Here is a 26,421-nt window from a genome sequence, read left to right on the forward strand (position 1 = left end):
CTGTATCGCTTACGGCAGGAAGCGATACAGCACGCAGCCACGATACCCGGCACCACCGGGCGACACCGCCCCGGTCGCCGAAACCGCATAAGCCCCCCCGCCGCCGGCACCATATTTGGTGGCGGGCATGCCGGCATCCGCGCCGCAGCGGCCGCCACCACCCCAGGGGCCATCCGCGCCATAACCCGCGAACGTGCTCTCCCCGCTCTGGCCATCTCCGCCCCAGCCGCCACTCAGGTTCCAGATCGTCCCGCCGCTCGCCGCACCGCCGCCCCCACCGGCCGACCCCTGACTGGAGAAGAACGATCCCGGCGCACCGCCCGCCGCCTGAAGAAGCGTCTGCCCGCCATAACTGACGAGCGTCGTCCCACCTGTCGCCAACGCCGCGCCGCCCGCGCCAACCGTCACGTCCAGACCACCCGGCGTCGCGGCACTCACATCATAAACCCCCCAGGCATCGCCGCCCGAACCGCCACCCGAACCGGAAAACGACCCGCCCGTCGGTGTCGCCGCATTCGATGTCGAACCACCACCGCCACCACCGATCGCACGCAACTCAACCCGGCTGGCCCAGGCCGGCACATTCAACGTTCCGCCGACATCCATCAACGCCATCGGCGCCGTCGCCGCCCGTAGCGTTGTCAGTGTCGCCAGTTCCGGAATCGTCGGCCAGAACACCTTGCCCGGCACCGGCACGACACCCGCAAGACTGCGTGCATTCGCCAAAATCGTCAGCGTGTAGAGCGGCACCACCGTACCACCTGCCGGCGCAGCCGGCGGCGCCGTCGCCGCCACGAACTGCATGCCCCCCTGTCGACGTGTAGGCAGACCCGCACCGTTATTTCCCAGGCCCGCCAGGGTCCGGTCCGGATCATCAACGTTGAAGAACGGTAAAACCGTCTCGTCGACATCGCTCTCCGCGCAAAGCGCATAGATCGTGCACGTCACGCCCGCCGCAGGCATGGAGACAACCTGCGGCGCATCGTTGACATACTGCACGGCAATGGCCGTCGGATCGGCCGGCAAACCACCCCCGGCCCCGCCGATATCCGCGGCATCCATCACGCCCGGCGCAAGGATCGAACCAGCCCCGATCGTCACACTCAAACCCGTTGAGGACACGGAACAATCCAGCCCGCTCGCGGCCATCGCGCCGACGCCGAACAGCATCTCCGCAAGACGCCCCAGGCCATCCTTCACATAACGCCCCACGCGCAACATATCGGTATCCATCGGAATGGCACCCGCATAGACGATTGCACGATCCATCAGCCCTCAACCCTCAACCATGCCGAAACGCCCGCCGCCTTCACACGCCCGACCGCCGCGCCAACCGACGCAACGCTCGCCTTGCCCAACGCCGTCTCGATAAAAAACTGCCCGCCGAGCAGGCTGCCATATCGCAAACCCGCCGACCCATATCCGTAACCACCGCCACAACCCGGAACACCGATCCGCCCCAGCGCATGGCAATCCGCCGCATTCATCGGCTCGATGACCCGCGGCGCAGCACCGGTCACCGCAGTCACCGCCGCCAAGACCGACGCCCGCGTATTACGCGGCGCCACCAGATCGGCGGCAATACGCCGTCGAAACGATGCATCCGTTTCGGAATCATCACGGAAAACGGCGCCACCGAAATAATCCGCCGCCGCCATGTCCAGAAACGTGCCATCCATCGTCGCCAGTCGCGTCTGGGACACGACCTGGCCCAGCAACGTCCATATCGCGGCAAACACCGAGCCAAAGCCCAGGAGAACACCTGCCAGCACCGGCGCGGTTTCCACCTCGTCATCCTGCGGGGCAGGCGGAAACCAGCCATTCGGCAACAGCCGCCGCAAACGCCCCGCGAAATCCTGTGCTGATCCCGGCACGACACCGGTATCCCAAAGCGGCTTTCGGTCCGTCGCCTGCAATACACAGGCATTATTGTCCTTCAGGAAGGCCATCACCCGCCCGCCTGCGTCGGCAACAGCAACGGAATGCGAAATTCGCTGCCGTTGATATTGATGTGAAGAAAGCCACCCCCGGCCGTCCCGGCAATCGCCCCACCGGCATTGGAAACAGGCGAAGACATCTGCAACGCGCCACCCGCCGCCGGATAAAGCCCCAGATTGGCCGAACCCTCCGCGCCAGCCTGAACATAAAGTCCCGCCGCCTGCTGCCCGGTTCCCGCCTGCACCTGCAAGGTGTTGGTCGGGTTTTCATTAATCCCGACCGTAAAGACCGCATTGCCCTGCGCATCCTCCACGGCCAGCACATTATCCAGGAACTGGATACGCGACCCGGCATCGGCACTCGATACCGTCGAATAGACCATCGCACCCGTCCGGATGCCCTGAACGTTCTGCTCCGTCTCCGGCGTCTGCCACTGGATACCGTGATTCCGCGCCATGGAGATGGCCGCGCCATATCCCGCATCCGTACCATCGGTACCGCTCAGCGCATCCGCGCCGAAAATAATACCCGTCCTGAAAGCATCCGGATTGTTGACGAACACGATCCCCGCCTCGGCATCCGCCGTGCCGGATGTCTGTCCGCCACCCGCCCCCAACTGGATGCCGTACGTCCCGCCACCGCAATTCGGATGATACGGCGTCGAGGAGCCGGGCGCCCCCCCACCAAAATTGACCGCCTCCAGTTCCATGCAGAACGTCGGCTGGTAATCGACCCCCGCCAGACGCCATCCCTCGCCATAAAACGCATAGGCCGTCACCGTCGTCGGATTGGCCGTCTCATCCGCCACGCCCCAGGATGCGATCCCGATCGAACTCGGCACATAACCCAGCATCGCACTCGCCGTCCGCGCGTCGGACGTGCGCGATCCCGCAACAAACCCACTCGTGCCATACCGCGCCAGCGACGCACTCTGCGCATTCTGCATCGCCCACGGCCCGATCGACGTCCCGGCCATCAACGTCGAAAGCCAGTCCTGCGGCGTAACGTCGCGGGAACGTTCCGCCGGATATTCGGATGCGGCACCCACGAACAGCCTGTCGCCACGACGGTCGATCTTGCCGCCCTCATCGGCATAGAACGCCCCGCTCGGCGCCGATATCGCCGGAGCGCCCGCCACGTCGCTGAGCGTCACATTCAGCGTCTGCACCCCCGATGCATCCGCCACGACCAGAACCTCATCCCCCGAGACCGACACCAGCCTGGGATAGCTATTGAATGCAGGCATCATGCCCCCTGAATGACTTGAACCGTAATCGCACCAGGCACGATCGCCTGACGCGTCTGCGCGGGAACATCCTCCTGCCCGCCGTTCAACAGCACCTGCGTCACCGACAGGACCGGAACCCCCGCCCCGGCATAGGCAAGATAGGACAGCCGCCCATACGCGTAGCCGCTGCCAACACCGCACCCCGCGATGTCCGCCGCGATCGCCGCCTGCAATGTGCCCTGAACCTGCGCCACGTCAGCACTGGCCGCGACCGTCACGGTCATGGAAACATCCAGCGCCAGCACCCCGGGCCTCTGCACGGCAAAGCCCACGCCACACGCCCGCACGGCATCCACCGCCGCATAAACCTCCGCGACCAGCGCATCCGACGGCGCGCCCGTCCCGTCATCGATCACCGCCGTGAAATAGCCCGCACGCGCCACGCCATCCGGCGCCTGCCCATCCATCAGCGCACTGGTCATGTTCGTCTGCACCCCACCGATCGCATTGCCGATCGCCGCCGCACAGCCGGTCGCCTTCGCCGCCAGCCACAAGGGAAAACGCCCCCGCAACTGCGCATCCGTTTCCGTGTCCGAACCATTGGAGAACGCCGTCAGATTCGTCACGGCGTCGATACCCGCCACCGACGTCCCCATCAGGCAGATCGCACCAGCCGCCACATTGCCGCCGCTTCCGCTCACCACCGCCTGCACCGGCACGGCAATCGACCCCACCCCGGCCGAACGCACATAACCACCAACCCGCGCCGACCAGTTCGGGTCCGCACTGTCCTCCACAACCGTGAACGTCACGGCGGAAACGGTCCGCACCGTCACACCCGGCGGCACGACCGCCGATTGCCCGACCGAGGAAAAACACGTCATCGTCACCCGGCCACCCGCCGCCGTACCCGGCAGGCGCGTCATGCCGAAATCATTGACGAAACTGTCGCAGTCCACCCCGCTCGACGTCGCCAGCCGCGTGCGGGACAATACCTGCAAACACAGGAACTGAAGCCACAGCCCCACGCCGCCCACCGCCTCCATGAGCGCCCGACCGGGCGAGCCCACCGCCATGTCCAGTAACCGGGCGCAAGACGCCTGCGCCGTCGCCACCGACGTCGAAACGGTCGTGGCGAAAGATCGAAGTGTAAGAGGCATTCATGCACCCAAAATAAGAAAAGCGCCCGAACAGGCGCTTTCATTCAATCCATCCGTGAAATTTCATTCGGGCGTCAGAACGCGATATCCATGCTCTGCTCTTCCTGCGTCGCCACATCCGTATAGACGATCGAACAACGCACGATCCTGTCCGCGTCCGGCACGACCGTCACATCCACAGGCCTCGTCCGATCCACACCATCCTCAAGCGCCATCTGCGCCACGACCACACCCCGAATCATGGCGACAACAGCCGGATCACCCACCATGGACGGCAAACCGGCGCCATAATCCATCTGCCAGATGTAATCGCCCGCATTCGTGCATAAACGCCGCAGCAACCGCTGCCGGACCGCCTCCGCGCCGGATACGACCGCCAGCCCGCCAGCCGCTCCCAAGGTCAGATCCGCCCCCATCACATGCGCAATCGCGTTCATCCCACCGGTCGCCCCGTCATCTCATCGCCCACCGGATGCACATGCCCGTCCAGCGAATGCGCATCCGTCCGGACATCCCCACCGGAGACCGTCAGCCCCGATGCCGAAAGCACCGCCCGAACACCCCCGACCGACCAGGATACGGAACCGTCCCGCACAACCTGCACGGCGTCCCCCGCACCGCAGAAAACACCCTGCCGCGTCACATGCCACCAACCACCGCCCGTCGTCGCAGCACCCGCCACGCCTTCCGCCTCACCCGGCGGCGTTCCACATCCCGCCATCACCAGAAGCTCGCCCGGTTGCGCCACAAGCCCGGTCGCCGGCGACACCACAGGCGTCATCACCGTGTCGTAGACAACCCCGCTCACCACCCAGTGCTCGCCATCACCCTCGATCGGCTGCAACACGACATGCGTCCCCACCGCGCTCGGACAGGCCACGCGCAAATCGCCCACCTGCGCCATCGCCGCATCGGCAATCCACCCGGTCTCTACATCCTCCGGCTGCAAACGCACCTTCACCGCATGATTGGCCGGGTCCACGGCGGAAACGATCCCATGCACCACATGCGCCACACGGTTCACCACCGCCGCCGACACATAACGCTCGCTCATGCCGCCCTCCCGACGGAACGATCACGCAAGACCACCTCCTGCACGAACCCACCCGTCACCGATCCGCTCGAAATCACCTCATCGACGGACAGCGCCGCCGGCCATCCCGCCACCCCCGAACCACTGGCCAGAAAATGCCGCGGTCGAAGCGCAACCCGCCCCGGAATGCGCAGCCGGATATCTCCCCGATGCGCCGCGATGCGATGATATTTGCCGAGCGCAATCGCCTTCACATCGTCCAGACGTCGCCCCGGAACCCGAAAATGATGCACCGGCCCGCCGCCCGACGGCGCCACCGCCGAAAAATCCCGGCCGTCATAATAAATCTCCGTCCGGCTACGCTGCCGACTGTCCCAGGACGCCACATGCACCACCACACCATTATCCATCGTCAGATCCCGCCGACATGTGCGCGCCAGCATCGCCCCCGCCACGTCATGCACGACCGCGTCCACATCCGTTGCCAAAAATACCGGCCGCCCCACAATCGTCTGTCCGTCCGCGTAAAGATCGGCATTCGCCTCCCGCGCGACAAAAAACGCCAGGTCGAACGCCGTCTGGAACCGGTGTTGCGCCAACGCTGAAAATCTCTTGTGCTCGATCTGCCAGAACTGCCCGGTCATCCCCGACGCGCCATCGCCGAAAGCAATATCGGCACGCAATCCAACCCCCTCAACCAGAGCGGACACCAGTTCCGCCCCCGTCCGGTTCAGCCACGCTTCCTGAACCCGCGCATCCAGCAGCAACGACAGATAATCCCGGCATAGCAACGTGGCCCGATACGCTTCCGGCTGCCACTCCACCTCATCGGCCAGACCATGAAAAAGCGTCGTCCACGCATCATCCCCCCGCCGCACCTGCAACTGAAGATCAATGCGCGCCACAGTCCGTCCATCGAACCAGACATCACTCCCTCCCAAGGCGGAACGATCCACAGCCAGATCGATCTCCGCCGTGTCGCAACAGGCATAACGACTGGCCCGCACCGCGAATCGCAACACCGGCGTGCCCAAAGGCTCCACACCATTCACCAGCAGCCGCACCGCCCATCCCGCCGCGCCACTCATGCGGAGAGTTCCGGCAGGCCATCCGTCAGCATCGGTGCGGGAAGCGGCATCTCCAGCCAGACCGGCGCCACCAGCCCGGACAGATCCGGATCACCCAGCCCGTTCAACTGCGCAATCCGCCACCACTGCGTCGCATCCCCCAAATAAACCGCCGCCAGATGGAAAAGGGAAACATCCGCCGCCGTCACCTGAACCGCCATCATCAGACCCCCAGCCAAAAATATGAAGGCTCAGGCGCTCACCAACGGCCCCGACGCCGCAACGCCGCCCGCCTGCGCCACAAGAGCCGCCGCACGATTCACCAGTCCACCCGTATCGGCCGCAGCACTCGCCAGCCCGGCATTCGCCGTCAGCGCCGCCAACCCGTCACCATGCGCCAGAGACGCGTTCTCCAGGTTCGCTCCCGTCTGGCCCAGAACATCCGTCAAACCGCTTCCGGCCTGCGTCAGCCCCCCCAGCATCGCACCAACCGCCGCTGGCGAGGCCGCCAGATTGACGCCCCCCTGCGCAACACCGTTCACCACGCCCAGGGCATTCGTCACCCTCGCCACAGCCCACCGCCGCCCAACATCACCGCCAGCGGCGTCACCTGCCCCGCGATCGTCCCCACCTGCCCCGCCACCACATAAGCCGCACTGGAGGCCGTCCCGATCATGGACAACCCCGCACGCACGTCATCACCGACCTGCCCGCCCGCCTGCGCGCCCTCCGCACCAGCAGCCATCGGCGCCGTCGCCCGCTCCAACACCAGCGAATAGGAACACACCGCCCCCTTCGCCTGATAGGCGAAACGAAACTGCGCAATCCACACGGTGCAGGAAATCCCGGCCGCCGCAAAAGAAACCGGCGCGCCAGCTTCCCGCATCCGCGCCAGAACCATCGCCCGCGCCTGCGCTTCCGGCCCGACAAAACGCCCCTTCAGCGTCAGACGCTCCGGATCGTTGCCCACCGCGTCCACAACACGCCCACCGCCCAGCAGCCGATGCACCACCAGCTCCTGCCGACCGCCGAATACCAGTTCGTCCGGTACCTCCAGCCCCGTCAGAACCATCCCGCCAATCACGACCGGCGAGGACGCGCCCAGCCGCCCCACGGACCCGATCGCAGTCTCGACCGCCGTCAATCCCAGTCCCACGCGTCACCCATTCGCCCGCTGATCAAAACCCGATACTGCAACCCGCATATTGCGCCTGCGCCAGTTCATCGACACCACCGGACCGGCTGCGCAACGACAGCCGTCCGTCCTGTCGAAATCGCCGATCAACCGTCCAGACATCGGCAGCCACACCCCCGTCAGACACGAAAGACACACGGCCATCGGCACGCTGCAACATCTCCGCGCCCGACACTTCCGCTACGCCCGCGCTCGCAGCACTTCCCGCCTTGGCACGCCGCGCCAAAACCGGCGGCGGCACCACCCCGGCCTGACCTGAAAAACGCCCCATGGTCGCCACTGCAACAGCCCCGACCGCACCGCGCCACATCCGCGAAACCGGAACGGAAGCCGCCATCCGCCGCATCCTGACCGGCACAGATCGCGCAAATCCTCCCGCCCCGACATCCCGTCCGCCCACCGGCAAATCCGCCCGCCGCAACGACTCTTTCACCGCCACCCGCTTCACAAAACGCCGAACCGCGCCGCCAACCGCAACGCGCGCAAACACCGCCCGCCGCCCGGCAACAACAGGACTCGGACATCCGGCAACACGCTGCGGGACACGAAGCGTCGCCGCCTCCGCGGCCGCCCGCTCAGCCCTCCGCCACACAGCCGTCGCCGCCCGACCCATTGCCCCGCGATGGCCGGATATTGCCGAACCATCCTTCGCCGATGCCGCGGCCACGAACCCCGCCGCAACACGCCTGCCGGGAACCACATCCCACCCACGCAAGCGCTGCAAACGTACAAGCCATTCCAGCCGACGACCCGGCACAGTCACCATCCGCATCAACCGGAACTCCCCGCTATTCGGAACGATATCGCATCGTTCCCCAATCGAACACAGCGCCATCCTGCTCGGCGATCGCAACACAAGCCGCCATGCGCCTGGCCGTGGACCAACCGCGCATGACCTCCCAAGGCACCCCATGGCGGAGCAGATACAACATCTCCCGGAACAGGGGGTGCCGACTCAGTTTTTTGCCGAACGCGCCGTTTCGTTCCCGTGCGCCGCGTGTCCGTCCGCTTCATCGCCGAACAGCGGATGCAGCACGGCCACACCATCATTCCCGATCCGCCGCGCCAGTTCCTTCACTTCAGCCTTGCTCGCCGGCATCTGCACCGGCACACCGTCGATCGCCGTGACGGAACACACCATCTGCGCATAACTCAACCACGCCGAGGCCGAAGCCCCGTTCATGGCCGACCCCGCCGCCTCGATCAGATCCAGCATATCGCCCGGATCGATCTCGCGCAGCGTCAGACGACGCCCCGCCGCCGTCGCAATCTCACCCGGCAACCCGCTCATGAAATCTTCACCCGCGTCGATGCGAAGAAATGCACATTGTGATGGACCATCCCCTCCGCCTGCCAGCGATCGGTCTCCAGCGTCATCGACACACCCGCATATTCCCACGTGCTCGTCGTACCGTCCGGCTCGCTGACATACTGATAGATCGTCCCACTCCCGATCGTCCCGGCATTCCAGAACGCCGCCTCGACCGCCGCCACCAGATTGTCCAGATTCGCATTCGCCCGCGCGACCGAAAACGTGCCCCGCCACCCGTTAGGCGTATTGAACTCCACCGGCACGCCATTCAAAGGCTCCGCCCGCTGCACCCGCGTCAGCTGCAGCGCCTGGAACCCGGTCACATCCCGCAAATCCACCCGCTGTCCGTTCCACAGCAAGGTGATGCGGCAATCCCGCCCGATACTATACGGATTGACCATATTCAGACGCTCCCGCTCGACGTCGCCACGCTCACGGACGTGCCACCCTGCAAGTTCACGATGAATTTCTCGTTGATGCCCTGATAGCGAACCTGAATATCCGCCTGCACATAACCCAGCGCGATCCGCCCGGCACTGTTATTGCTGGAATCGCACACCACCGCATACGGCAGGACACCATCCGTCACACCCAGAATCCCCTGCGAAAGCAGGGACGACAAAAATCCCAGCAGCGTCGCGCGAATATCGCCAAACAACGTGTCGTTAATCACACTGCCAACATAGGAACCCATGCCGCCCGCCAGCGACCGCGCCAGATAATTGGTCAGCCGTGTATAATTATCCCCACAAACCGCTACATTGCCGGAAGAATTATGCCCGCAACGCACGGCCCAATACGCACCCCCCGGCGCCGGATTGCAGATCACATCGATCCCGGCCTCGAACAGCACAGCCAGATCCGCCGTCGAATACGCGGCACTCCCGCCGCTCAACCCCGCCTTCTGGCTGCCGACAATCCCCGCCAGCGGCTTGTTCAGACTCGAACGCTCCGGCGACAGCGCCGCCAGAATACCCGCCGCGAAAGCCTGCGGACTCACCAGCATCAGGCCATTGGTGTCGTCGTTCCACCAGATCCAGTCGCCGAACATCACCTTGACGACGTAGGAATCAAGACCGGACGCCGCCTTGGCGGACACCGCATTGCCCAGCGTGTCGCCCGCCGGGCCACAGGCCATCATGTAAATGCCTTCGCCCAGACCGAACGCCGCCTGCACCGTCCAGCAGGACGCATCCGTCACGCCATGCAACACCGCCAGCGAACATCCCTGCCCACGCAGCGCATACATGCCGGTGCGCGGAATCGCATCGCTCCCGACGAACGCCGCCGTCGACGGCACACCACCATCCACGCCACCCGCCAGCGTCACCGATCCCGCCACCAGCGCCGGCACGTCATCCGGCAACGCCACCGTCACCAACGCCGAACCATCCGCCGTCACCGCCGCGGCCAACGCCACCCAGTTCGCCCCCGCATACGTCATCACACCCAGAACAGGATGCGAGACAACCAGCGCAAAACCCTGCCCCGTCGCACTCACCGTCGCAACGATCCGGTTCCCCGCCGAACCCGTGCAGACAGCCGTCAGCGTCACACCGCCAAGCCCGCCAACCGCCGCCTTGTCCGTCCCGTCCGTGACACGCACCACGCGAAAAGCACGCGCGCCCTGCATCAGCGCGATATCGACCGCCAGACCCGCATCCGTCGCCAGCGCCTGCTTCGCCCCGAACGCCGCACGATAATCGCCCATGCTCCCGACCGGCACCGGCATCCCGACCGGCCCCCAGGCCGCCGTGCCGACAATTCCCATCACCCCGGAAGATGCGCCCGATAACGTCAGCGACTGCGGCTGCGCGATCTGCACATACAAATCCGGCACGGTCAGCGCCGTCGTATTCAGCGCCCCCGCCTGATAAATACGCGACATCGAATTTCCTTATTGCCCTGCGCCATTGCGCAAAAATTCATTCAGACCGCCTGCACGGTCCCGAACGCATCAATCGTCAAACCCGGATAGGCATCGACCGGCCCCATCCCCTGCGCCGCCAACGCCGCCACATCGCCCTGCCCCGCCGGTCGCGCCATCGCATCGCCAAAACCGACATCCCAGCCCGGACCGGCAACATCGCCCACACCGAACATCATCTGCGCCGACCATGCCGTCTGGCGCGTGTCGAATACCGTCCGGAACACCATGTCCCGCCGATAAACCGCCTGCGTCTGCATGTTATCGACATCGCCCGCCCCCTCGAACGACAGCTGCGCCTGCCCGCCATCCACCATCGGCAACCAGCTCAATGCCGCCAGGGAGGTATCCAGAACACCACCCAGCAAATCCCGGGCCGCCGCACTCGTCGTCCAGATCGAGACACGCAACCGCTGGCTCTGCCGACGCGTCACCCGAAAGGACTCGCCATAACCCGCCACCTGCCCGTCCAGACAACCGGACGGCACAATGACCCGCCCCCCTTCCGCACGCGCACCGGACAACCCCTGCGCCAGACCCGCCGCAATATCAGCCGCCGTCTCACCGCCGGACGCCGCATAGGCCGCCGTCGCCGAAACCGCCGAACCGCCCGACCACCGCAACCCGACAACGCCGCAGATCACCCCCGACAACGGCACACTCACCGTCGCCACCGCGCCACTGCACGACACCCCCACCGTCGGCGCAATCCGCCGCCCCACGGACCACGGGCGCCCCAACGGCTCGGGACACGCCCGATAACCGTCCATCGACGCCGCCACCGTGACGTAATCCACACTGTTGCGAACCGATTGCGCCGAAAACAGATCGCTCGGCAAAAGCCCCCCGCGTCGAACGATCGTTTGCCGCCCGGTCACCGACGGCGCCGCCATGCCATCGGGATAGATCAGCCCCGCGCAACGATAGGCCAGCGCCAGCGAGACATGCGAAACATCCGTCATCGCCCCTCACACCTGCTGTAGCGAAATAGTGCACCGAAAACCGAAATCCGACGTCTCCACCGCATTCATCGTGTAGGACGTGCCCAGATCCGTCGTCACCGTCATATACGGCAACAGCGCCACGCCCGGCAGCAGCGGCAGGAACATCGCGAACTGCCCCGGCCGCAACGACCCCGGCATCCCGCTGCCCTCGCTTTCCCCACGCGACTTCAGCCCTATCGACGCCGGACAACCCGCCACGACCAGCCCAGCCGTCCCCGCCACGCCACTGACCGAAACAACCCGGTTGCACAAAATGCAAAACGGCGGTCGCATCGCCTCCACGCGCGCCACGAAATAATCATCCGCGCCACATGTCAGGATATCCCCGGCCCGCACATCACCCGTATCCAGCAACGCATAACGAGACGGCACACCCCAGACCGCCGGTTTCGAAAAACCGAAATCCGCCGTATCGAACGCCATCATGGGCGTCGCATGCACCGCGCCCATCGGCGACAGCGCATCGGAAGGCCGATACTGCACCCCCGCTACCCCGAGATGCGCGGCCGCCCGCCCAAACCCCGCCGATACCCGCTGCCCGATCGTCGTGGCGTCCATGCCAGATCCACTCCCGCCACCATCTCAGATCACAACCCGGGAAACATCGCCCAGATCCGGCCCCGCCGGCACGCCCAGAAAGCCACATAACCGTCGGCGCCACATCGCGAACAATGCCGCCCGCTCCCGCATCTCGTCCGGATTGCGCCGCCACACCGCCGCCTCGGCCGTATCCAGACCGGCCGAAACATTCAGCAAAGCCGTCTCCAGCGGATAAATCTGGGAAAGATATTGCCGCGTCTGCACCAGTTCACTGACGGACAGATTGTTCATCCGCCATTCGAACGAACCATAAGCCGTAAAAAACCGCCACGAACCCTCGCCGCTGGCCGCAGCACCGATCGCCGGATAACCGCAAAAGCGGCGCAGATCCGTCTTCTCCGCTTCCGCCAGCGGCGCATCCGAAAAACCCACCGTCCCGGACACGCCGTCACTCCCTCTTTTTAATTCACCAGCCCCAGCGCGTCAGTCCCCAGACTCTCGATCACCACGCCACGCTTCAGATAGGCATTCGTCGCCGTCGGAATAATCGCCGCATCCGCCGTCACATCCGTCGGCAACGCAAATCCACCGATCCAGTACCAGGACTGCGCAATGATCTGCCGCAGACGATCCAGCGGCTCCCGCGTCACCATCGCCACACCATCAACCATCTCGATCAGCGCACGATCCGCATCCGGAATGTCCGAATGCCCGACACACGCACAATCGCCCTCGATCAGCGCCCCCTGCCCCAGCAACAACGCACGATGGATCGTCCCCGCACCCAGCGACGCCTGCTGCGGCGCCTCCGTCGTCGGAATGAAACGCACGCCCAGAAGCTCGATCACCTGACCCGAACGATATTCCTCCGAACCATAAGCCCCCCGATACAGATATTTGAAATCCGCATCCCGGAAGAGCGACAGCAACTGCAAATCGTCCAGATAACAGTGATACGCACCATCGATCATCGGCACGTTGTTGCGCCGCAACGCCGCAACGCCCGCCAGAACATTCTGGATACCCAGCGTATCCGCCGCCCCGGCCGCACTCGCCGTCTGCAACGCAGCCGTCGTCAAACGCCCGTTCGGACGCAAAACCAGCGGCGCCGTCGCCGCCACGACCGCATTGCCCTCGGTGCCGTCAGAAACGGAAACCGATCCGTCGAACGTCAACTGTCCGGAAACACCCCCCGGCGCGGTGGAGACATTCGTCGCATCCGCCACGACCGCCACAAGCGTATAAACGCCAGAGCCCACGGTCACCGTCATGCCCGCGCTGGCCCCGACACCCCTCACCTGCCCATTCTCGATGACGTTCTGGAAACCCCGCACATCATCGACCGAAACCGCACTCCCCGCCGAACCCAGCGTCGCCGTCACCCGCGTGTTGCCACCCAGATACCCGCCAACACCATTCGCCGCACCGCCAAACAGCGTATTGCGCGCCAACCGGTCGAGCGACTGCATCGCCTGAATGCCGTTCGTGCTCGCGTTCGCCAGAAACTGCGAGGCAATCCCCACGCCCGACGTCACCATGTTCAGATCGATCGTATCGCCATACTGGTTGATCGACAGCGTATATTGCTCGACGGACCAGCCACTCGGCGACAGCCCATTATCGAAATTCGTATTCCCACTCAGCAACATCGGCGTCGTCACCGGCGCCTTCAGGCTCTTGCGCGTCTTGGTCAGCGTCTCACCGATGGCATTGGGAAAAACCTCCCGATCCGCCACCTGCCGAAAACCAAGACGCGAGCGCAACCCGTTCTCGAACTCACGCGCCAGAAAACCCTGCTGGATCGCCGCCTGAAGCTGAACCGGGAAATTTTCGATACCCATATGTTTCGTTCCGATTTAATTATAAAAGAACACCCGACCTGTCGGCCGGTCAAAAATCAAAAACCGAAATTATTTTCCGGCCAGCAACTGCCATTTCCGCGCGGCATAATCCGCATCCGTCGCCTTGCGCGCATCGAACGGCGCCGCCTCGCCCGGCCGCGGCGCCACCGCCCCGATCGTGCTGCCGCTCGCCGTCCCCGGCACCACCTGCGCCGCAAACAGATAACCGCGCTCCCGCCGCACACGCTCCAGCGCCGCCGACGCGCCAGTCACCTGCCCATCCTCCCCCCGCACCACATCGCCACGGTCCATCAACCGCACCACATCGTCCGGATTATGCGCCCCCAGCCGCATCGCCTCCGCCCGCAACGCCGATGCGATGAGCACCTGATCGTTCTCCGCCTGCAAACGGGTCATCGCCGCCTCATGCGCCTCACGCATGCTCGCCAGTTCCGCCTGCGCCGCCGTCAGGAACTGGCGCAAGGCCTCCACATCGTCACTCATTCATTCTCACCCCGCTCATCGTCCATCACCGCCCCCTCGGGCATGGACGCACAAACCCGTCGCCATTCCGCCGCCGGGTCGGGATTGCCCGTCGCATTCGCGTAAAGACGCGCCGCCGTCTCACGACTCAAAATGCCGCCCCGCCAGGCCGCAACCAGCCCCTGCGCCAGAGACAGCAATTCCGGCTCGGACGGCGCAAACCACGGCGGCCAGTGCAGCGACAGGCCACCCGGATCCAGATCCCGGACCAACACCCCACCAAGCCGCAACCCACCGTCCAGAGCGGCGGAAAACCGGCACACCATCCGATAGAGCGGCAACAGTCCGCCCTCGCCATAGGCATGCCGCAGCCGATCCGCCAGCCAGATCAACGGCTGGCACATCATCTCCATCGCCCGCCCCGATTGCCCGGCACTCACCCGGTCGCCATGCGCCCGATTGCCATGCAACTGCTCCAGAACCAGCTGACGCAACTCCCGGTAATGCGAAAGCACAGCCCCGGCCGCATTGCCGTTGATCTCCAGCAACTTCGCATCACCCTCCGGCGGCAGGGTCAGCGCCGAAGCCGCACCCCCCTGCCGCACGGCACCATCCGAAAAACCACCCGTCTTCAACACCAGCGTCGGATCGGAACCGTATTTCAAACCCCGCCCCGCCTGGGACAGCAGGTAATCCGCCTCGATCACCGTATCGATCGCCCGCTCGAACGTACACTCCCCATCCGGCTCACCCATCCCGCCAGAGGCCAGATTACGGATCCAGACAATCGGCACGAAACCAAGCCCATGCCGAACCGACCGCGCCGCATCCCGCCCCTCGGCAACCTCCCCGACCGCCGAAGGACGAAAAACAATGCACTCATCGTCCGTCCAGACACGCTGCCACCAGAACCAGGCCCCCAGCGTGTCCGGCGCGATCGCATAACCCTGCGCCGCCAGATCCCGACCCTGCACCTGATATCGTTCGACCACCTCGCACAACGTGCCTCGCAACGCATCCCAGCGCGGCGTCAGATACGCCGTGTCCAGAACGGAAAGACGCGGCACATGCCCGGCAACCTCGAACAGGATCGCCACCGACCCGACCGACCCCCGTATCGCCGCATCCGTCATCAACGACGCCAATCCGACATCACGCGCGAAATCCGTCAGGCACGTCGCCGTCCGCCCGTCCGAACAGACAACCGACGGCCAATGCGTATCGCCGAACAACAGCGAAACCGACTCATCGACCACCGTCCGACATAAATTCGTCCGAACCGACGGCCTGCGTTGCGATAACGGAATATATTCACCCGCTCCGGATCGCTCGCGCGCGAACGGATTCGGCAAGACATCATATTGCGTGCCCCACAGAACACGCGACAGCGACAGCAACCGCCCCGCCCGCGCCGGCAAACCCGGCGGCGTCGCATACTGGCGCTGCAACGACAGCCAATCCATTCGATCATCCCAATGTCAAAGAACGAAAAATATGCGACCCCGCCGCCCTCAGCGCGCGAAAATCATGTTCTCCCCCCAGGCCGCCGCCGGGCGCGCCTCCAGCATCAAGGTGCTCAACCCCCAGACCAACGCATCCGCCCGGTCAGGCGACCGCGCGCCGCGATAACCCTGCACCGAAAAGCGACAAAGCTGATCCTCAAGCGCCACGAACCGACCATGATGGAAAACCCGCCCCGTCTCATAAAGTGCCGCCACCGGCTCCGCCCGCGCCACCTTGCCGCGCGCCGCCGACACCGTCTTCACCGCGGCCTGCGCCCGGACGCTGCGAATGGTCGCCTCCACCAGCGCACCGCCGAAATTGCGCTCCGCGATAATCCGCTCGGCGCCCCATTCGTCGAACGCCTTCAACGCCCGCGCCGCCCAACCCGCCGGCCCTTCCCGAACGGACGCATCCTCCAGAACATGCCCCAGACCCTCCGCATCCACACCGCACACCACAATGCCAATCTCATCGGACCGCACATCGTCCGGCCCGGATGCCCCGGAAGGATCCACCGCCACGACAATCCGCCGCATGCGCCGCGCCACATCCTCGCGCGTCATCGCCGTCACTTCAGGTCGACGCTGGAAAATCTCTAGTCGCCACAACGCCCCATCGACAGCCGCCTGATATTCCCCCAATAAAAAACGCCGCCGTTCACGTTCCGGCAGCGTTTCAAGACGCGCGAGATAATCCTCGCTCAGATTCTCCCGGTTCGTCCCGGGATTCAGGATCATCGTCGCATACGCCGATCGATCCTTCAGCGGCTCTCCGGATTTCGGATCGATACCCATCTCGAACAATCCGTAAAGCCAATGGTCCGTTGCAGGCGGATTGGCATCGATATATTCCCGCACCACCAGCCCGCAACGCTGCGCCAGTCGCGTCAACAACATATTCCGCGCACCGAAACTGATCTGGCTTGCCTCATTCAGATAAACCGTCGCAAATTCCAGCCCCAGGATTTTCTCGGTCCGTTGCGCATCGTCCAGACCGCCAAAATAAATCGACGATCCGTTCCCGAACGCCACAACGCAATCCTGCCGGTCGAACCGATACCGGACCGCCGGAAAACAAAGCCTCATCACCTTCGGAAACGTATCGCGCAGGATCGTGCTCCTGAGCGCCGTCAGCCGGAAGCGGAAAACACCATGCCGACTCCCCGGCGCCTTCAACGCCCGCACGACCAGCGCCCGCAGCAGGACAAACGTCTTCCCCGAACGCGACCCGCCACGCAGGAGTATATGCCGCGCCTCACCACCCAACAGACGGTTCGCCTCAACCTGCGCCGCGTTCAGCCTAAAGGGCGTCGTCATCCCGCCCGATCCTGATCGTCACCGCCTTGTCACCCTCGCGCGGCACATCCCGGAACAGCGACGGCCGATGCGCCCGAAGCAGAAAACGCATCAACCCATCGCTGTAACGACGCCGCATCATCGGCGATCCATGATCGTCGACAACCAGCTTCCCACCCGACAGAACCGGCTCCTCATAACCGCTCAATGCCCGCCGCCGCGCCTCGCCTTCCAGCGCGTCGACAGCCGCCTCCAGCGCATCCGCCCAGCCCCGCGCAAAATCCTCGTCCGTCTCGCGCCACAGATAAATCGTGCCGCGCACCACACCCGCAACCCGCGCGGACGCCGTCACATTCGCCGTCAACGCCAGATGATCCAGAAAAATCCGTTTCGCCCGCCGCACCCACGACGCACGCAACCGCTCACCCGCCGTCTGTCCCGCCTCCATGCTCCCTACCTCTCCGAGCCCTCGTCGTCCTGCCGTTCAAAACATCATGGCGCGCGGCACACTCTCCCGCCCGGCAACGCCAGCCCGCGACACAGGCCCGCCGAACGACCCCACCTCGCGCCGCCGCATATGCGCCTCCCGCGCCGAAGCCATCAGCGCCCGACGCCACACACCTTCCGCCACACAACCAATCCGCCTGATCCCGCGCTTCTCCCGTCGGCACGGAATCGTACGCAACCGCATATCCGCATGCGGCAATCCCGCCTCGGCCAGCTCGAACCACGCCAACGCCATATCCGCCCGATGTCGCAACTCGCCTTCCGGCACAAAAGGACACGCCGTCAGATATCGACCGTCAACAGAAATAATCATCATGTACTGCTTGGTCGAAAATATGATATCTCCCACAGCAAGATCATCCGTATTCGACATAACCCACGTCTCCAGACATAAAAAAAGCCGCCCTTGCGAGGCGGCTTTCATATGTATTTCATTATGATGAATCTATACTTTATCAGAGCGCATAAATCAAGAGCAATTTCTATGTTTTCCTTTTTTTCTGCGCATTACGATAAAAATATGCCAACTGCTCCAGCAGGAAAGCGCATTGCGCCGAAACCTTCATCCGGGCCCGCGCCTCCGAAAGATCCGGATAAAGATGCCGCGCCATCGCAGAGAACGACATCTCACGCCCCAGCATCATCTCCAGACGCACATGCGCCCCAAGCCCCAACGTCTCGCGTATCTCACTCACCCGCGCCGCACACTTGCCACGGCTCAACATCCACGTATGCACATCACCACGCACCGAATCGTCACGAACCTGGATCGGACGATCCACGACACCCAACGTGGCGAACACATATTCGCGGTTCCAACGATCCGCCGCCGTCACCTCGTCGTCGCCGATATCACCGGCATCGCGCAAAACCTGCACCGTCCCCAGCACCCTCAGCGCATCACCCGCCTGGCGAAACACATCCCGCCGCCGCCGCTCCGGCGTCGGCCCAACCGGCGACGTCTCGACCGGCGACGTCCCGACCGGCGACGTCCCGGGCGCTTCACATCGATCATCCCGCAATGTCATCATCAAACCATCCCCCGCCCGACGTAAAAATCGAACCCCGTCCTCAACCCTCGTTATCCAGCCGGGAACGACGCGCCTCCAGCGCCCCGATCGGCGGCAGCCCGGGGAAACGCGGCACCGGTCGCCGGGCCGCTTCATCCGTCCCCCACAGCGCCGACCAACTGACCGGATGCCCCGCCGGCAACGGCTCGGCGCTCTCCCGCTCGCAGGCCGGCGGCCGATTCGTCAGGGCCCGTCCCTCCCGCCTGACCGCCAGCAACCAATCCGCCGCCAGCAACGCCGCCACCGCTTCGGCCGATACGCGGCCAGTCCCGGTTCTCACATTTCTCGAGCCCATCGCCCTCAACTCCACCCAACCGCCAAAAAGTGGCAAAATGCCAATACCTTAAACAAAACTTCATGCTGGATTTGGCATAAAGCCATTGCTATGAATGCCATATGGCCAAACACAAGCGTCCTGACTCCCTCGCCACGCTTCAGCGTGCCATCGGCATGCGAATCTCCTGGGCAAGAGAACTCGTCATGCCCAACCAAAGCGAGTGCGCCCGCCTGCTCGGCGTCGACGCATCGACGCTGAACAAGATCGAGAAGGGAGACCGCGCGCCCAGCGTCTTCCTCATTGCCGCTTTGTCGAACCGCCTCCGCGTCTCGACCGATTTCCTTCTAAAAGGCGTTCTGAACGGACGAACGGACGAGGAACTGGCCCTGCGACTGGCCGCCCTGCACCCAGAGTTGGTGCTCCAGCAGCAAGACAAGGCGCCTCACACGGGCAAAAACACGCCTTTCGACATGCCTGCGCCGACCAAGAGACCAAATGGGGACCTCCACTGAACGAACCGTCTTCGATACCCATCTGGGATCACACTCCCCCCAATCGCCTGACCAACATCTAACGCTTCATCGTTCCAAAATCAAGAACAAAACAAGAACTAAACTTGGAACATGGTGTTGCATGTCGTTTCACTTTCCGCAGCCCCTGCTCTTCTAATCAGATGTTAGCCATTCATTCATCACGAAAAATCGATAAGGCATTTTCCGCGATTAACGTTTTATTAATGGCACTGTGCCATGGAGTCAAGTTGCAAATATGGCTATTTGCCAATGCCCGACACACAGTTTGCGCCTTCCCGGCAAAGGTTCCCGCCAGCGTTACGACAACGCCATAATATAAAACAACATTTATGCGACATTGTGTGTCTGCGGCGGTAGATTTGCGTCCAAACTTCTGCACATCAAAGTAAAACCACCGCCGTTTCCGGAACGGCACCCTGAGAATCACATCAACAGAACATGAAGCTGCGAACGTAATTTCCCATTCGCAGCAAGGGGTAAGACCATACATGAAATCCTCATGTAATCACGGACACCGTCACCAATGAACGCCATCGTCGTTACAGCGCTCCGGCGCCCGCTGACATTCGTCGTTCTGTCGATTCTCATCCTGATGTTCGGCATCATGTCGATCTTCAAAACCCCGACGGACGTCTTCCCCAACATCAACGTGCCGGTCGTCGCCGTCGTCTGGACCTATCCGGGCCTGCTGCCGGACCAGTTCGCCGGCCGCATCACCTACAACTTCGAACTGGCCGTCACCACAACGGTCCAGGGTATCGAACATATGGAGTCGAACTCCTATTACGGGCGTTCGATCGTCAACATCTACTTCCAGCCCGGCACCAACGTCGGCACGGCGGAAGCCGAGGTCACGGCCATCTCCCAGACCGTCCTCCTCGGCCTGCCCCCCAAAGTGCCCGCACCGATGATCATGGCCCTGAACCCCTCGCAGGTTCCCGTCATCGCCCTACAGGTCACATCGCAGAAACAAACGCCGTCCGACCTGTTCAAACTCGGCGTCATCGCCATCCGCCCGCTGCTCGCCACCGTCCCCGGCGCCGTCGTCGCCCACCCGAACGGCGGCATGGACAGCTTCGTGATGATCGCGCTGAACCAGGACCAGCTCCGCGCCCACCACCTCTCGGCCGCGGACGTGCAGCAGGCCATGCGCGACCAGAACATCGTCCTCCCCGCCGGCGACCAGAAGATCGACCAGACCGACTGGATGGTGCAGACCAACGCCGCCCCCGAATCGATGGACGACATCGCCAACATCCCGGTCAAACGCGTCGGCAACGCCGTGATCTACATCCGCGACGTCGCGGAAGTGTATCGCGGCGGCCATCCACAGACCAACCTGGTCCTCGTCAAAGGCCGCCAGGGCGTCGAGATGATTACCCAGAAAGGCGGCACCGCCTCCACGCTGGACGTCGTCTCCGCCACCAAGGCCCTGCTGCCCCGCCTGCGCGCCATCCTCCCGCCGGACGTCAACGTCTCGATCCTGACGGACGCCTCCGTCATGGTGAAGGACCAGATCAAGGACGTCGTGCAGGAAATGATCACCGCCGCCATCCTGACCGGCATCGTGGTCCTGCTCTTCCTCGGCTCGTGGCGCTCGACCGTCATCATCGCCACCTCCATCCCCCTCGCCATCCTGTGCTCGGTCATCGGGCTGGGCTGGGCCGGCCAGTCGATCAACGTCATGACCCTCGGCGGCCTCGCGCTCGCCGTCGGCATCCTGGTCGATGACGCCACCGTCATGATCGAGAACATCGATACCCATCTCGAAATGGGCAAGGACCTCGAACTCGCCATCATCGATGCCGCCAACCAGATCGTCATCCCGACCTTCGTCTCCACCACCTGCATCTGCATCGTGTGGCTGCCCCTGTTCGAACTCAGCGGCGTCTCCGGCTTCCTGTTCATGCCCATGGCCGAAGCCATCATCTTCGCGATGATCGCCTCGTTCATCCTGTCGCGAACCCTCGTGCCCACCATGGCGAAATACCTGCTCGCCGGCCACGTCCATACCGGCGAACACGGCCACGAACACGAAGCCATCCACGCCCCGAAACGCGGCTTCTTCGGCCGCTTCCAGCAAGGCTTCGAAATCCGCTTCAACAACTTCCGTGACGGCTACAACAACGTCCTCACCCGCTGCATCGAACGGCGCGGCATGTTCGTCGGCATCTTCCTGCTCTGCTCGCTGGCCTCCCTGACACTCTACGCCTTCGCAGGCCGCGACTTCTTCCCGGAAACGAAATCCGGCGCCCTGCAAATGCATTTCCGCGCCCCGCTCGGCACCCGTATCGAGGTCGCAGGCCGCATCGCCGCGCTGGTGGACGACCGCATCCGTCAGGACCTCCCGAACAAGGTCGACAACATCATCTCCAACTGCGGCCTGCCCGAAGGCCCGCATAACCAGGCCTTCATGCCGACACCCACGATCGGCACGCAGGACTGCGATCTCACGATCGCCCTGAAGGATGAACAGTCACCCGTCTGGAACTACCGCGCCCTGCTGCGCAAGGATCTCTCCGCGCGCTTCCCCGGCACGGTCTTCACCTTCCAGCCCGCCGACCTGACCGCCAAGATCCTGAACTTCGGCTCGCCCTCGCCGATCGACATCCAGATCGCCGGCCCCAGCGCATCGGACAACTACGGCTACGCCAAGCACATCATCGGCCAGATCCGCCGCGTGCCCGGCGCCGCCGACGTCACCATCCAGCAGACGATGGAAACACCAACCCTCATGGTGAACGGCAACCGAACCTTCAGCCAGGCCACCGGCATCACCGAAAACGATCTCGCCACCAACGAACTGCTGACCCTCTCCGGCTCCTCCGTCGTGGACCCGCAGTTCTGGCTCGACCCGGAAGACAACGTCACCTTCCCGCTAAACGTCTATACGTCGCAGGACCAGCTCACCCACCTCAACGACCTCTACACGATCCCGGTGGACAAGGGCGACGGCGACCCGACGGACCAGACCCAGCTCCTGGGCGCCATCGCGGACGTCCTCGCCACCGGCACCCCGGGCGAGGTCTCCCACTTCAACTCCATGTCGGAGATCGACATCTACGTCTCCGCCGAAGGCACGGACCTCGGCTCCGTCCTCAACGGCGTCAACGATGTCCTCGCCCGCGACCACAAGAACGTGCCGCGCAGCTCGGACGTCACCGTGCACGGCCAGGCCACCACAATGCACAGCGCCTACAGCCAGCTCGTCTTCGGCCTCGCCGTCTCCGTCGTGCTGATCTACCTGCTCATCGTGGTGAACTTCCAGTCCTGGCTGGACCCGTTCATCATCATCACCGCCCTGCCAGGCGCTCTCGCCGGCATCGCATGGGCACTGTTCCTGACCGGTACCCGCCTGTCGGTCCCGGCCCTCACCGGCGCCATCATGTGCATGGGCACGGCAACGGCCAACTCCATCCTCGTGGTCTCCTTCGCCCGTGAACGGATCGAAATCCACGGAGACGCGCTGAAAGCCGCCGTCGAGGCCGGCTTCGGCCGCATCCGCCCCGTCATCATGACAGCACTCGCCATGATCGTCGGCATGGTGCCGATGGCCACCTCCAACTCCACGAACGCACCGCTCGGCAAGGCCGTCATCGGCGGCCTGATCGTCGCCACGATCTCCACGCTGCTGTTCGTCCCCTGTGTCTACGCTATCCTCCACAACCGCTCTTCGCGTCAGAAGGAAGTCATCTGATGGCCACCTCCCCTAAACTCATCGCCGTTGCGGGAGGCTGCATCCTCGCGCTCTACGTCGGTTTCATCGTCGTGGAGAAAACCCACGCCGCCGCCACCCTCGCCGCGGAGACGGACACCAACGCCGTCCCGGACGTGTCCCTCATCACGCCCAGACAATCGCCTTCGAAAGTCGCCCTCAACCTGCCCGGCACGATCGACGCCTGGTACCAGGCCCCGATCTACCCACAGGTCTCCGGCTACGTGAAAATGTGGTACAAGGACTACGGCGCCCACGTGAAAGCCGGCGACGTGCTGGCCGAGATCAACGCCCCCGCCCTGGACGCACAATACGCCCAGGCCAAGGCCGACCTCGCCTCCGTCATGGCAAAATACAACCTCGCCTCCGTCACCGCCGAACGCTGGCGCGCCATGGGCCGCTCGCAATCCGTCTCCGGACAGTCGGTGTCGGTCTCCAATGCCAACGAACAATCCGCCAAGGCTGAAGTCGACGCCGCCCAGCGCAATGTCGACCACTTCGAAGCCCTGGAGAAGTTCAAGACCATCGTCGCCCCGTTCGATGGCATCGTCACCGCACGCGGCGTCAGCGTGGGCGACTACGTCAGCAGCGGCGGCGGCAACCTCAACGCCACCGGCGGCGCATCGGAACTCTTCACCGTGGCCGACACCCACCGCCTGCGCCTGTTCGTCTCGGTGCCGGAAGTCTTCGCCTACGTCCTGCAACCCGACATCACCGCCGAAGTCAGCGTCCCCCAATACCCGGACCGCAAATTCACGGCCCAGTTCCTGACCACCGCACGCGGCTTCGACCCCAACACCCGCACCGCCATCACCGAATTCACGATGGACAACGCCAATCAGGAACTCTGGCCCGGCACCTTCGCCTCCGTCGCGCTGAAGGCCAACAACGAACATTCGCACCTCTACGAACTGCCCTCCAGCGCCCTCGTCTTCCAGGAAAAGGGCATGCAGGTCGCAACCCTCACATCCGACAGCCACGTGCATTACAAACACGTCGTCGTCGGTCGCATGGCCGACAGCTCAACCGAAATCCAGGGCGGCATCACACCGGAAGACCGCGTCATCGACAACCCGCCCGCCGACCTGCTGGAAGGCGACAAGGTCAACGTCGTCCAGCCCGAACGCGGCTACAACCAATCCGGATTCGGTGATTCGAAATGACCCTGCCATCCCTCCGGCGCGGCATCCTGGCCTGCGGCTCGGCACTCTCCGTGCTGGGCCTCTCCGCCTGCGATCTCGCCCCCGCCTACCACCCGCCCACCTTCGTCGTCCCGGCAAGCTGGCACGGACAGGCCCCATTCCAGCCGGCAACGCCCGCCGACAACGTGCTCCCCACCAACTGGTGGACCGTCCTGCGCGACCCGCTGCTGAACGACATGGAAGCCAGACTGACATCCGAAAACCCGGACCTGCAGGCCGCCGCCGAACGCTTCATCCAGGCCCGCGCCCTCGTCGTGAAGGCACGCTCCGCCCTGCTGCCGCATTTCGGGCTGGGCGCCGGCGCAACCGATAACAAACAGTCCGCCGATCGCCTGTTCCGCTACAAGGGCAACATCACCGAGACGGACGAGGAATATCACGGCCTCGCCAACTGGGAGCCGGACTTCTGGTCGGAAATCCGCAACCACGTCCGCGAGCGCAAGCAATACGCGCAGCAGAAAGCTGCCGACTTCGCAATGTCCCGCCTCAGCCTGCAAGCCGAACTGGCCTCGGACTACGTCGAACTGCGCGGCTACGACGCCCAGATCGCCATCTACAAACAATCGATCGGCTACTACCAGAAAGCCCTGCAAATCACGCAGAACCAGCTGCAGAACCAGGCCGCGCCACGCCTCGACGTGGCCCGCGCCCAGGCGCAACTCTACAGCACGCAGGCCTCGGAACTCGATATCGAAGCCGCCCGCGAGGTCACGGAGCACGCCATCGCCGTGCTCACCAACGCCGCACCCTCCAGCTTCCATATCGCCCCGACCCAGGTCATGGGCTTCTCCCAGCCCCATATCCCCACCGGCCTGCCCTCCGAACTGCTGCAACGCCGTCCGGACATCGCCTCCGCCGAACGCAACATGGCCCAGGCCAACCGCGAAATCGGCATCGCCCGCGCCGCCTTCTACCCCCACGTCTCGATCATGGCCGGCGGCGGCTTCGCCCAGAACGGCTTCGACCTCGCCAATCTCGCCAACTCGCTATGGACCTACGGCGCGTCCTTCGAACTGCCGATCTTCGAAGGCGGCCTGCGTCGCGCCGAACTGCAACGCTCCTGGTCCGCCTATCGCGAAACGCGCGACGAATACCGCGGCACAGTCCTCGCCGCCTTCCGCGAAGTCGAAGACGGCCTGTCCCGCACCGATCGCCTGAACAAGGAAAACCAGGCGCTCGAAAAAGCCGTGGACGCCACGCTGGCCACCCAGCAAATGACCATGACCCTCTATCAGGGCGGCGTCGGCACCTATCTGGAAGCCATCTTCGCCCAGGTCCAGACGCTGGAAACCCGCATCCACCAGATCGAGATCGCAACCCGCCTCTATCAGGCCGATGTGAACCTGATCCGCGCCCTCGGCGGCGGCTGGAACGTCAAATCCCTGCCGACGATGGACCAGACCCTGTCCATGGACCCGCTGCAATACGACAGTCTCCACCACCCGGCCCCGGTCGGCGGCGTCGATATCTCCCAACACCCGGAGAATTTCGAAAACCTCGCCAACCCGGCGCCAACAACCCCGGCAGCCGCCACCGGCCAACAGTTACGCCCCATCAACACCAACACGATGCCATAAAAAAGGCGGCCTCC

At 64.1% G+C, this 26,421-nt stretch carries 30 protein-coding genes; 4 read left to right on the forward strand and 26 right to left on the reverse strand.

From position 1 onward, the window contains the following. Positions 1-9: 9 nt before the first annotated feature. From A0U93_RS08130 to A0U93_RS08245, 25 genes are all read right to left on the reverse strand, one after another. The gene (locus tag A0U93_RS08130) at positions 10-1,269 is read right to left on the reverse strand and encodes a glycine-rich domain-containing protein (protein ID WP_077806910.1); all 1,260 of its coding nucleotides are present in this window, start codon (positions 1,267-1,269) and stop codon (positions 10-12) included. Further along, complete coding sequence (locus A0U93_RS08135) at positions 1,269-1,949, reverse strand: hypothetical protein (RefSeq protein WP_077806911.1); 681 nt, start codon at positions 1,947-1,949, stop codon at positions 1,269-1,271. Before A0U93_RS08135 ends, A0U93_RS08130 begins: the two co-directional genes overlap by 1 nt. Continuing rightward, positions 1,949-3,184, reverse strand: a complete 1,236-nt coding sequence (locus A0U93_RS08140) for a hypothetical protein (protein ID WP_077808424.1) — start codon at positions 3,182-3,184, stop codon at positions 1,949-1,951. The genes A0U93_RS08135 and A0U93_RS08140 overlap by 1 nt, the downstream gene beginning before the upstream one ends. Continuing rightward, entirely contained in the window at positions 3,184-4,326 is a 1,143-nt protein-coding gene (locus tag A0U93_RS08145) for a baseplate J/gp47 family protein (RefSeq protein ID WP_077806912.1), read from the reverse strand. Before A0U93_RS08145 ends, A0U93_RS08140 begins: the two co-directional genes overlap by 1 nt. A 74-nt stretch (positions 4,327-4,400) precedes the next feature. Next, positions 4,401-4,763, reverse strand: coding sequence for a hypothetical protein (locus tag A0U93_RS08150; RefSeq protein ID WP_077806913.1), 363 nt, complete (start codon positions 4,761-4,763; stop codon positions 4,401-4,403). Further along, positions 4,760-5,380, reverse strand: a complete 621-nt coding sequence (locus A0U93_RS08155; RefSeq protein ID WP_077806914.1) for a baseplate assembly protein — start codon at positions 5,378-5,380, stop codon at positions 4,760-4,762. Before A0U93_RS08155 ends, A0U93_RS08150 begins: the two co-directional genes overlap by 4 nt. Beyond that, positions 5,377-6,447, reverse strand: coding sequence for a hypothetical protein (locus A0U93_RS08160; RefSeq protein WP_077806915.1), 1,071 nt, complete (start codon positions 6,445-6,447; stop codon positions 5,377-5,379). The genes A0U93_RS08155 and A0U93_RS08160 overlap by 4 nt, the downstream gene beginning before the upstream one ends. After that, positions 6,444-6,650, reverse strand: coding sequence for a hypothetical protein (locus A0U93_RS08165; RefSeq protein ID WP_077806916.1), 207 nt, complete (start codon positions 6,648-6,650; stop codon positions 6,444-6,446). Before A0U93_RS08165 ends, A0U93_RS08160 begins: the two co-directional genes overlap by 4 nt. A 27-nt stretch (positions 6,651-6,677) precedes the next feature. Beyond that, positions 6,678-6,989: a hypothetical protein gene (locus A0U93_RS16765; RefSeq protein WP_245824775.1), complete on the reverse strand. Its 312-nt coding sequence runs from the start codon at positions 6,987-6,989 to the stop codon at positions 6,678-6,680. Next, positions 6,986-7,582 carry a hypothetical protein gene (locus tag A0U93_RS08170; protein WP_245824776.1) on the reverse strand — a complete coding sequence of 199 codons (597 nt, stop codon included), beginning with the start codon at positions 7,580-7,582 and terminating at the stop codon, positions 6,986-6,988. The genes A0U93_RS16765 and A0U93_RS08170 overlap by 4 nt, the downstream gene beginning before the upstream one ends. Before the next feature lie 22 nt (positions 7,583-7,604). Beyond that, the gene (locus A0U93_RS08175) at positions 7,605-8,393 is read right to left on the reverse strand and encodes a hypothetical protein (protein WP_077806917.1); all 789 of its coding nucleotides are present in this window, start codon (positions 8,391-8,393) and stop codon (positions 7,605-7,607) included. 183 nt (positions 8,394-8,576) lie between these two features. Continuing rightward, entirely contained in the window at positions 8,577-8,912 is a 336-nt protein-coding gene (locus tag A0U93_RS08180; protein WP_077806918.1) for a hypothetical protein, read from the reverse strand. After that, the gene (locus A0U93_RS08185) at positions 8,909-9,334 is read right to left on the reverse strand and encodes a hypothetical protein (protein WP_077806919.1); all 426 of its coding nucleotides are present in this window, start codon (positions 9,332-9,334) and stop codon (positions 8,909-8,911) included. Before A0U93_RS08185 ends, A0U93_RS08180 begins: the two co-directional genes overlap by 4 nt. Positions 9,335-9,336: 2 nt before the next feature. Further along, a complete protein-coding gene (locus tag A0U93_RS08190; RefSeq protein ID WP_077806920.1) occupies positions 9,337-10,821 on the reverse strand; it encodes a phage tail sheath protein in 1,485 nt (494 codons plus the stop codon). Positions 10,822-10,862: 41 nt separating this feature from the next. Further along, complete coding sequence (locus A0U93_RS08195; protein ID WP_077806921.1) at positions 10,863-11,822, reverse strand: hypothetical protein; 960 nt, start codon at positions 11,820-11,822, stop codon at positions 10,863-10,865. Between the two features lie 6 nt (positions 11,823-11,828). Continuing rightward, positions 11,829-12,422 (reverse strand): hypothetical protein, encoded by a 594-nt coding sequence (locus A0U93_RS08200; RefSeq protein WP_077806922.1) that lies wholly within the window; start codon positions 12,420-12,422, stop codon positions 11,829-11,831. Positions 12,423-12,446: 24 nt separating this feature from the next. After that, a complete protein-coding gene (locus A0U93_RS08205) occupies positions 12,447-12,848 on the reverse strand; it encodes a hypothetical protein (protein WP_077806923.1) in 402 nt (133 codons plus the stop codon). A 17-nt stretch (positions 12,849-12,865) separates the two neighbouring features. Continuing rightward, on the reverse strand, positions 12,866-14,245 hold the full coding sequence (locus A0U93_RS08210; protein ID WP_077806924.1) for a DUF4043 domain-containing protein: 1,380 nt from the start codon (positions 14,243-14,245) through the stop codon (positions 12,866-12,868). A gap of 69 nt (positions 14,246-14,314) precedes the next feature. After that, positions 14,315-14,749, reverse strand: a complete 435-nt coding sequence (locus A0U93_RS08215; protein WP_077806925.1) for a phage scaffolding protein — start codon at positions 14,747-14,749, stop codon at positions 14,315-14,317. Next, positions 14,746-16,191 carry a phage portal protein gene (locus A0U93_RS08220; RefSeq protein WP_077806926.1) on the reverse strand — a complete coding sequence of 482 codons (1,446 nt, stop codon included), beginning with the start codon at positions 16,189-16,191 and terminating at the stop codon, positions 14,746-14,748. The genes A0U93_RS08215 and A0U93_RS08220 overlap by 4 nt, the downstream gene beginning before the upstream one ends. 48 nt (positions 16,192-16,239) lie before the next feature. Beyond that, on the reverse strand, positions 16,240-17,547 hold the full coding sequence (locus tag A0U93_RS08225; RefSeq protein WP_174807258.1) for a phage terminase large subunit: 1,308 nt from the start codon (positions 17,545-17,547) through the stop codon (positions 16,240-16,242). Further along, positions 17,531-17,974 (reverse strand): hypothetical protein, encoded by a 444-nt coding sequence (locus A0U93_RS08230; protein WP_077806927.1) that lies wholly within the window; start codon positions 17,972-17,974, stop codon positions 17,531-17,533. Before A0U93_RS08230 ends, A0U93_RS08225 begins: the two co-directional genes overlap by 17 nt. 36 nt (positions 17,975-18,010) lie before the next feature. Then, positions 18,011-18,406, reverse strand: a complete 396-nt coding sequence (locus A0U93_RS08235) for a hypothetical protein (RefSeq protein ID WP_147151021.1) — start codon at positions 18,404-18,406, stop codon at positions 18,011-18,013. Between the two features lie 109 nt (positions 18,407-18,515). Continuing rightward, a complete protein-coding gene (locus A0U93_RS08240; protein WP_245824778.1) occupies positions 18,516-19,064 on the reverse strand; it encodes a hypothetical protein in 549 nt (182 codons plus the stop codon). A gap of 40 nt (positions 19,065-19,104) precedes the next feature. Then, positions 19,105-19,398 (reverse strand): hypothetical protein, encoded by a 294-nt coding sequence (locus A0U93_RS08245; RefSeq protein WP_077806929.1) that lies wholly within the window; start codon positions 19,396-19,398, stop codon positions 19,105-19,107. A 101-nt stretch (positions 19,399-19,499) separates the two neighbouring features. On the opposite strand from A0U93_RS08245, the gene A0U93_RS08250 reads away from it, so the two are divergent. Continuing rightward, a complete protein-coding gene (locus A0U93_RS08250) occupies positions 19,500-19,892 on the forward strand; it encodes a helix-turn-helix domain-containing protein (protein WP_077806930.1) in 393 nt (130 codons plus the stop codon). Positions 19,893-20,064: 172 nt separating this feature from the next. Here the strand turns inward: A0U93_RS08250 and A0U93_RS16170 are convergent, their stop codons facing one another. Further along, complete coding sequence (locus A0U93_RS16170) at positions 20,065-20,403, reverse strand: hypothetical protein (protein WP_147151023.1); 339 nt, start codon at positions 20,401-20,403, stop codon at positions 20,065-20,067. A 33-nt stretch (positions 20,404-20,436) separates the two neighbouring features. Between A0U93_RS16170 and A0U93_RS08255 the strand changes: the two genes are divergently transcribed. Genes A0U93_RS08255 through A0U93_RS08265 form a run of 3 tightly spaced genes read left to right on the forward strand, consistent with a single transcriptional unit; the run spans position 20,437 to position 26,407 of the window. After that, positions 20,437-23,610, forward strand: a complete 3,174-nt coding sequence (locus A0U93_RS08255; RefSeq protein ID WP_077806931.1) for an efflux RND transporter permease subunit — start codon at positions 20,437-20,439, stop codon at positions 23,608-23,610. Beyond that, on the forward strand, positions 23,610-24,791 hold the full coding sequence (locus tag A0U93_RS08260) for an efflux RND transporter periplasmic adaptor subunit (protein WP_077806932.1): 1,182 nt from the start codon (positions 23,610-23,612) through the stop codon (positions 24,789-24,791). Before A0U93_RS08255 ends, A0U93_RS08260 begins: the two co-directional genes overlap by 1 nt. Further along, entirely contained in the window at positions 24,788-26,407 is a 1,620-nt protein-coding gene (locus tag A0U93_RS08265) for an efflux transporter outer membrane subunit (protein WP_077806933.1), read from the forward strand. Before A0U93_RS08260 ends, A0U93_RS08265 begins: the two co-directional genes overlap by 4 nt. Positions 26,408-26,421: the final 14 nt, after the last annotated feature.

The sequence above is a fragment of the Neoasaia chiangmaiensis genome, from assembly GCF_002005465.1.
Classification (GTDB): domain Bacteria; phylum Pseudomonadota; class Alphaproteobacteria; order Acetobacterales; family Acetobacteraceae; genus Neoasaia; species Neoasaia chiangmaiensis.

Bases quoted from the DNA above. Each gene is read 5' to 3' on its own strand.
- A0U93_RS08130 (WP_077806910.1), bottom strand. From the start codon at position 1,269: ATGGATCGTGCAATCGTCTATGCGGGTGCCATTCCGATGGATACCGAT.
- A0U93_RS08135 (WP_077806911.1), bottom strand. From the start codon at position 1,949: ATGGCCTTCCTGAAGGACAATAATGCCTGTGTATTGCAGGCGACGGAC.
- A0U93_RS08140 (WP_077808424.1), bottom strand. From the start codon at position 3,184: ATGCCTGCATTCAATAGCTATCCCAGGCTGGTGTCGGTCTCGGGGGAT.
- A0U93_RS08145 (WP_077806912.1), bottom strand. From the start codon at position 4,326: ATGCCTCTTACACTTCGATCTTTCGCCACGACCGTTTCGACGTCGGTG.
- A0U93_RS08150 (WP_077806913.1), bottom strand. From the start codon at position 4,763: ATGAACGCGATTGCGCATGTGATGGGGGCGGATCTGACCTTGGGAGCG.
- A0U93_RS08155 (WP_077806914.1), bottom strand. From the start codon at position 5,380: ATGAGCGAGCGTTATGTGTCGGCGGCGGTGGTGAACCGTGTGGCGCAT.
- A0U93_RS08160 (WP_077806915.1), bottom strand. From the start codon at position 6,447: ATGAGTGGCGCGGCGGGATGGGCGGTGCGGCTGCTGGTGAATGGTGTG.
- A0U93_RS08165 (WP_077806916.1), bottom strand. From the start codon at position 6,650: ATGATGGCGGTTCAGGTGACGGCGGCGGATGTTTCCCTTTTCCATCTG.
- A0U93_RS08175 (WP_077806917.1), bottom strand. From the start codon at position 8,393: ATGCGGATGGTGACTGTGCCGGGTCGTCGGCTGGAATGGCTTGTACGT.
- A0U93_RS08180 (WP_077806918.1), bottom strand. From the start codon at position 8,912: ATGAGCGGGTTGCCGGGTGAGATTGCGACGGCGGCGGGGCGTCGTCTG.
- A0U93_RS08185 (WP_077806919.1), bottom strand. From the start codon at position 9,334: ATGGTCAATCCGTATAGTATCGGGCGGGATTGCCGCATCACCTTGCTG.
- A0U93_RS08190 (WP_077806920.1), bottom strand. From the start codon at position 10,821: ATGTCGCGTATTTATCAGGCGGGGGCGCTGAATACGACGGCGCTGACC.
- A0U93_RS08195 (WP_077806921.1), bottom strand. From the start codon at position 11,822: ATGACGGATGTTTCGCATGTCTCGCTGGCGCTGGCCTATCGTTGCGCG.
- A0U93_RS08200 (WP_077806922.1), bottom strand. From the start codon at position 12,422: ATGGACGCCACGACGATCGGGCAGCGGGTATCGGCGGGGTTTGGGCGG.
- A0U93_RS08210 (WP_077806924.1), bottom strand. From the start codon at position 14,245: ATGGGTATCGAAAATTTCCCGGTTCAGCTTCAGGCGGCGATCCAGCAG.
- A0U93_RS08215 (WP_077806925.1), bottom strand. From the start codon at position 14,749: ATGAGTGACGATGTGGAGGCCTTGCGCCAGTTCCTGACGGCGGCGCAG.
- A0U93_RS08220 (WP_077806926.1), bottom strand. From the start codon at position 16,191: ATGGATTGGCTGTCGTTGCAGCGCCAGTATGCGACGCCGCCGGGTTTG.
- A0U93_RS08225 (WP_174807258.1), bottom strand. From the start codon at position 17,547: ATGACGACGCCCTTTAGGCTGAACGCGGCGCAGGTTGAGGCGAACCGT.
- A0U93_RS08230 (WP_077806927.1), bottom strand. From the start codon at position 17,974: ATGGAGGCGGGACAGACGGCGGGTGAGCGGTTGCGTGCGTCGTGGGTG.
- A0U93_RS08235 (WP_147151021.1), bottom strand. From the start codon at position 18,406: ATGTCGAATACGGATGATCTTGCTGTGGGAGATATCATATTTTCGACC.
- A0U93_RS08240 (WP_245824778.1), bottom strand. From the start codon at position 19,064: ATGATGACATTGCGGGATGATCGATGTGAAGCGCCCGGGACGTCGCCG.
- A0U93_RS08245 (WP_077806929.1), bottom strand. From the start codon at position 19,398: ATGGGCTCGAGAAATGTGAGAACCGGGACTGGCCGCGTATCGGCCGAA.
- A0U93_RS08250 (WP_077806930.1), top strand. From the start codon at position 19,500: ATGGCCAAACACAAGCGTCCTGACTCCCTCGCCACGCTTCAGCGTGCC.
- A0U93_RS16170 (WP_147151023.1), bottom strand. From the start codon at position 20,403: ATGTATGGTCTTACCCCTTGCTGCGAATGGGAAATTACGTTCGCAGCT.
- A0U93_RS08255 (WP_077806931.1), top strand. From the start codon at position 20,437: ATGAACGCCATCGTCGTTACAGCGCTCCGGCGCCCGCTGACATTCGTC.
- A0U93_RS08260 (WP_077806932.1), top strand. From the start codon at position 23,610: ATGGCCACCTCCCCTAAACTCATCGCCGTTGCGGGAGGCTGCATCCTC.
- A0U93_RS08265 (WP_077806933.1), top strand. From the start codon at position 24,788: ATGACCCTGCCATCCCTCCGGCGCGGCATCCTGGCCTGCGGCTCGGCA.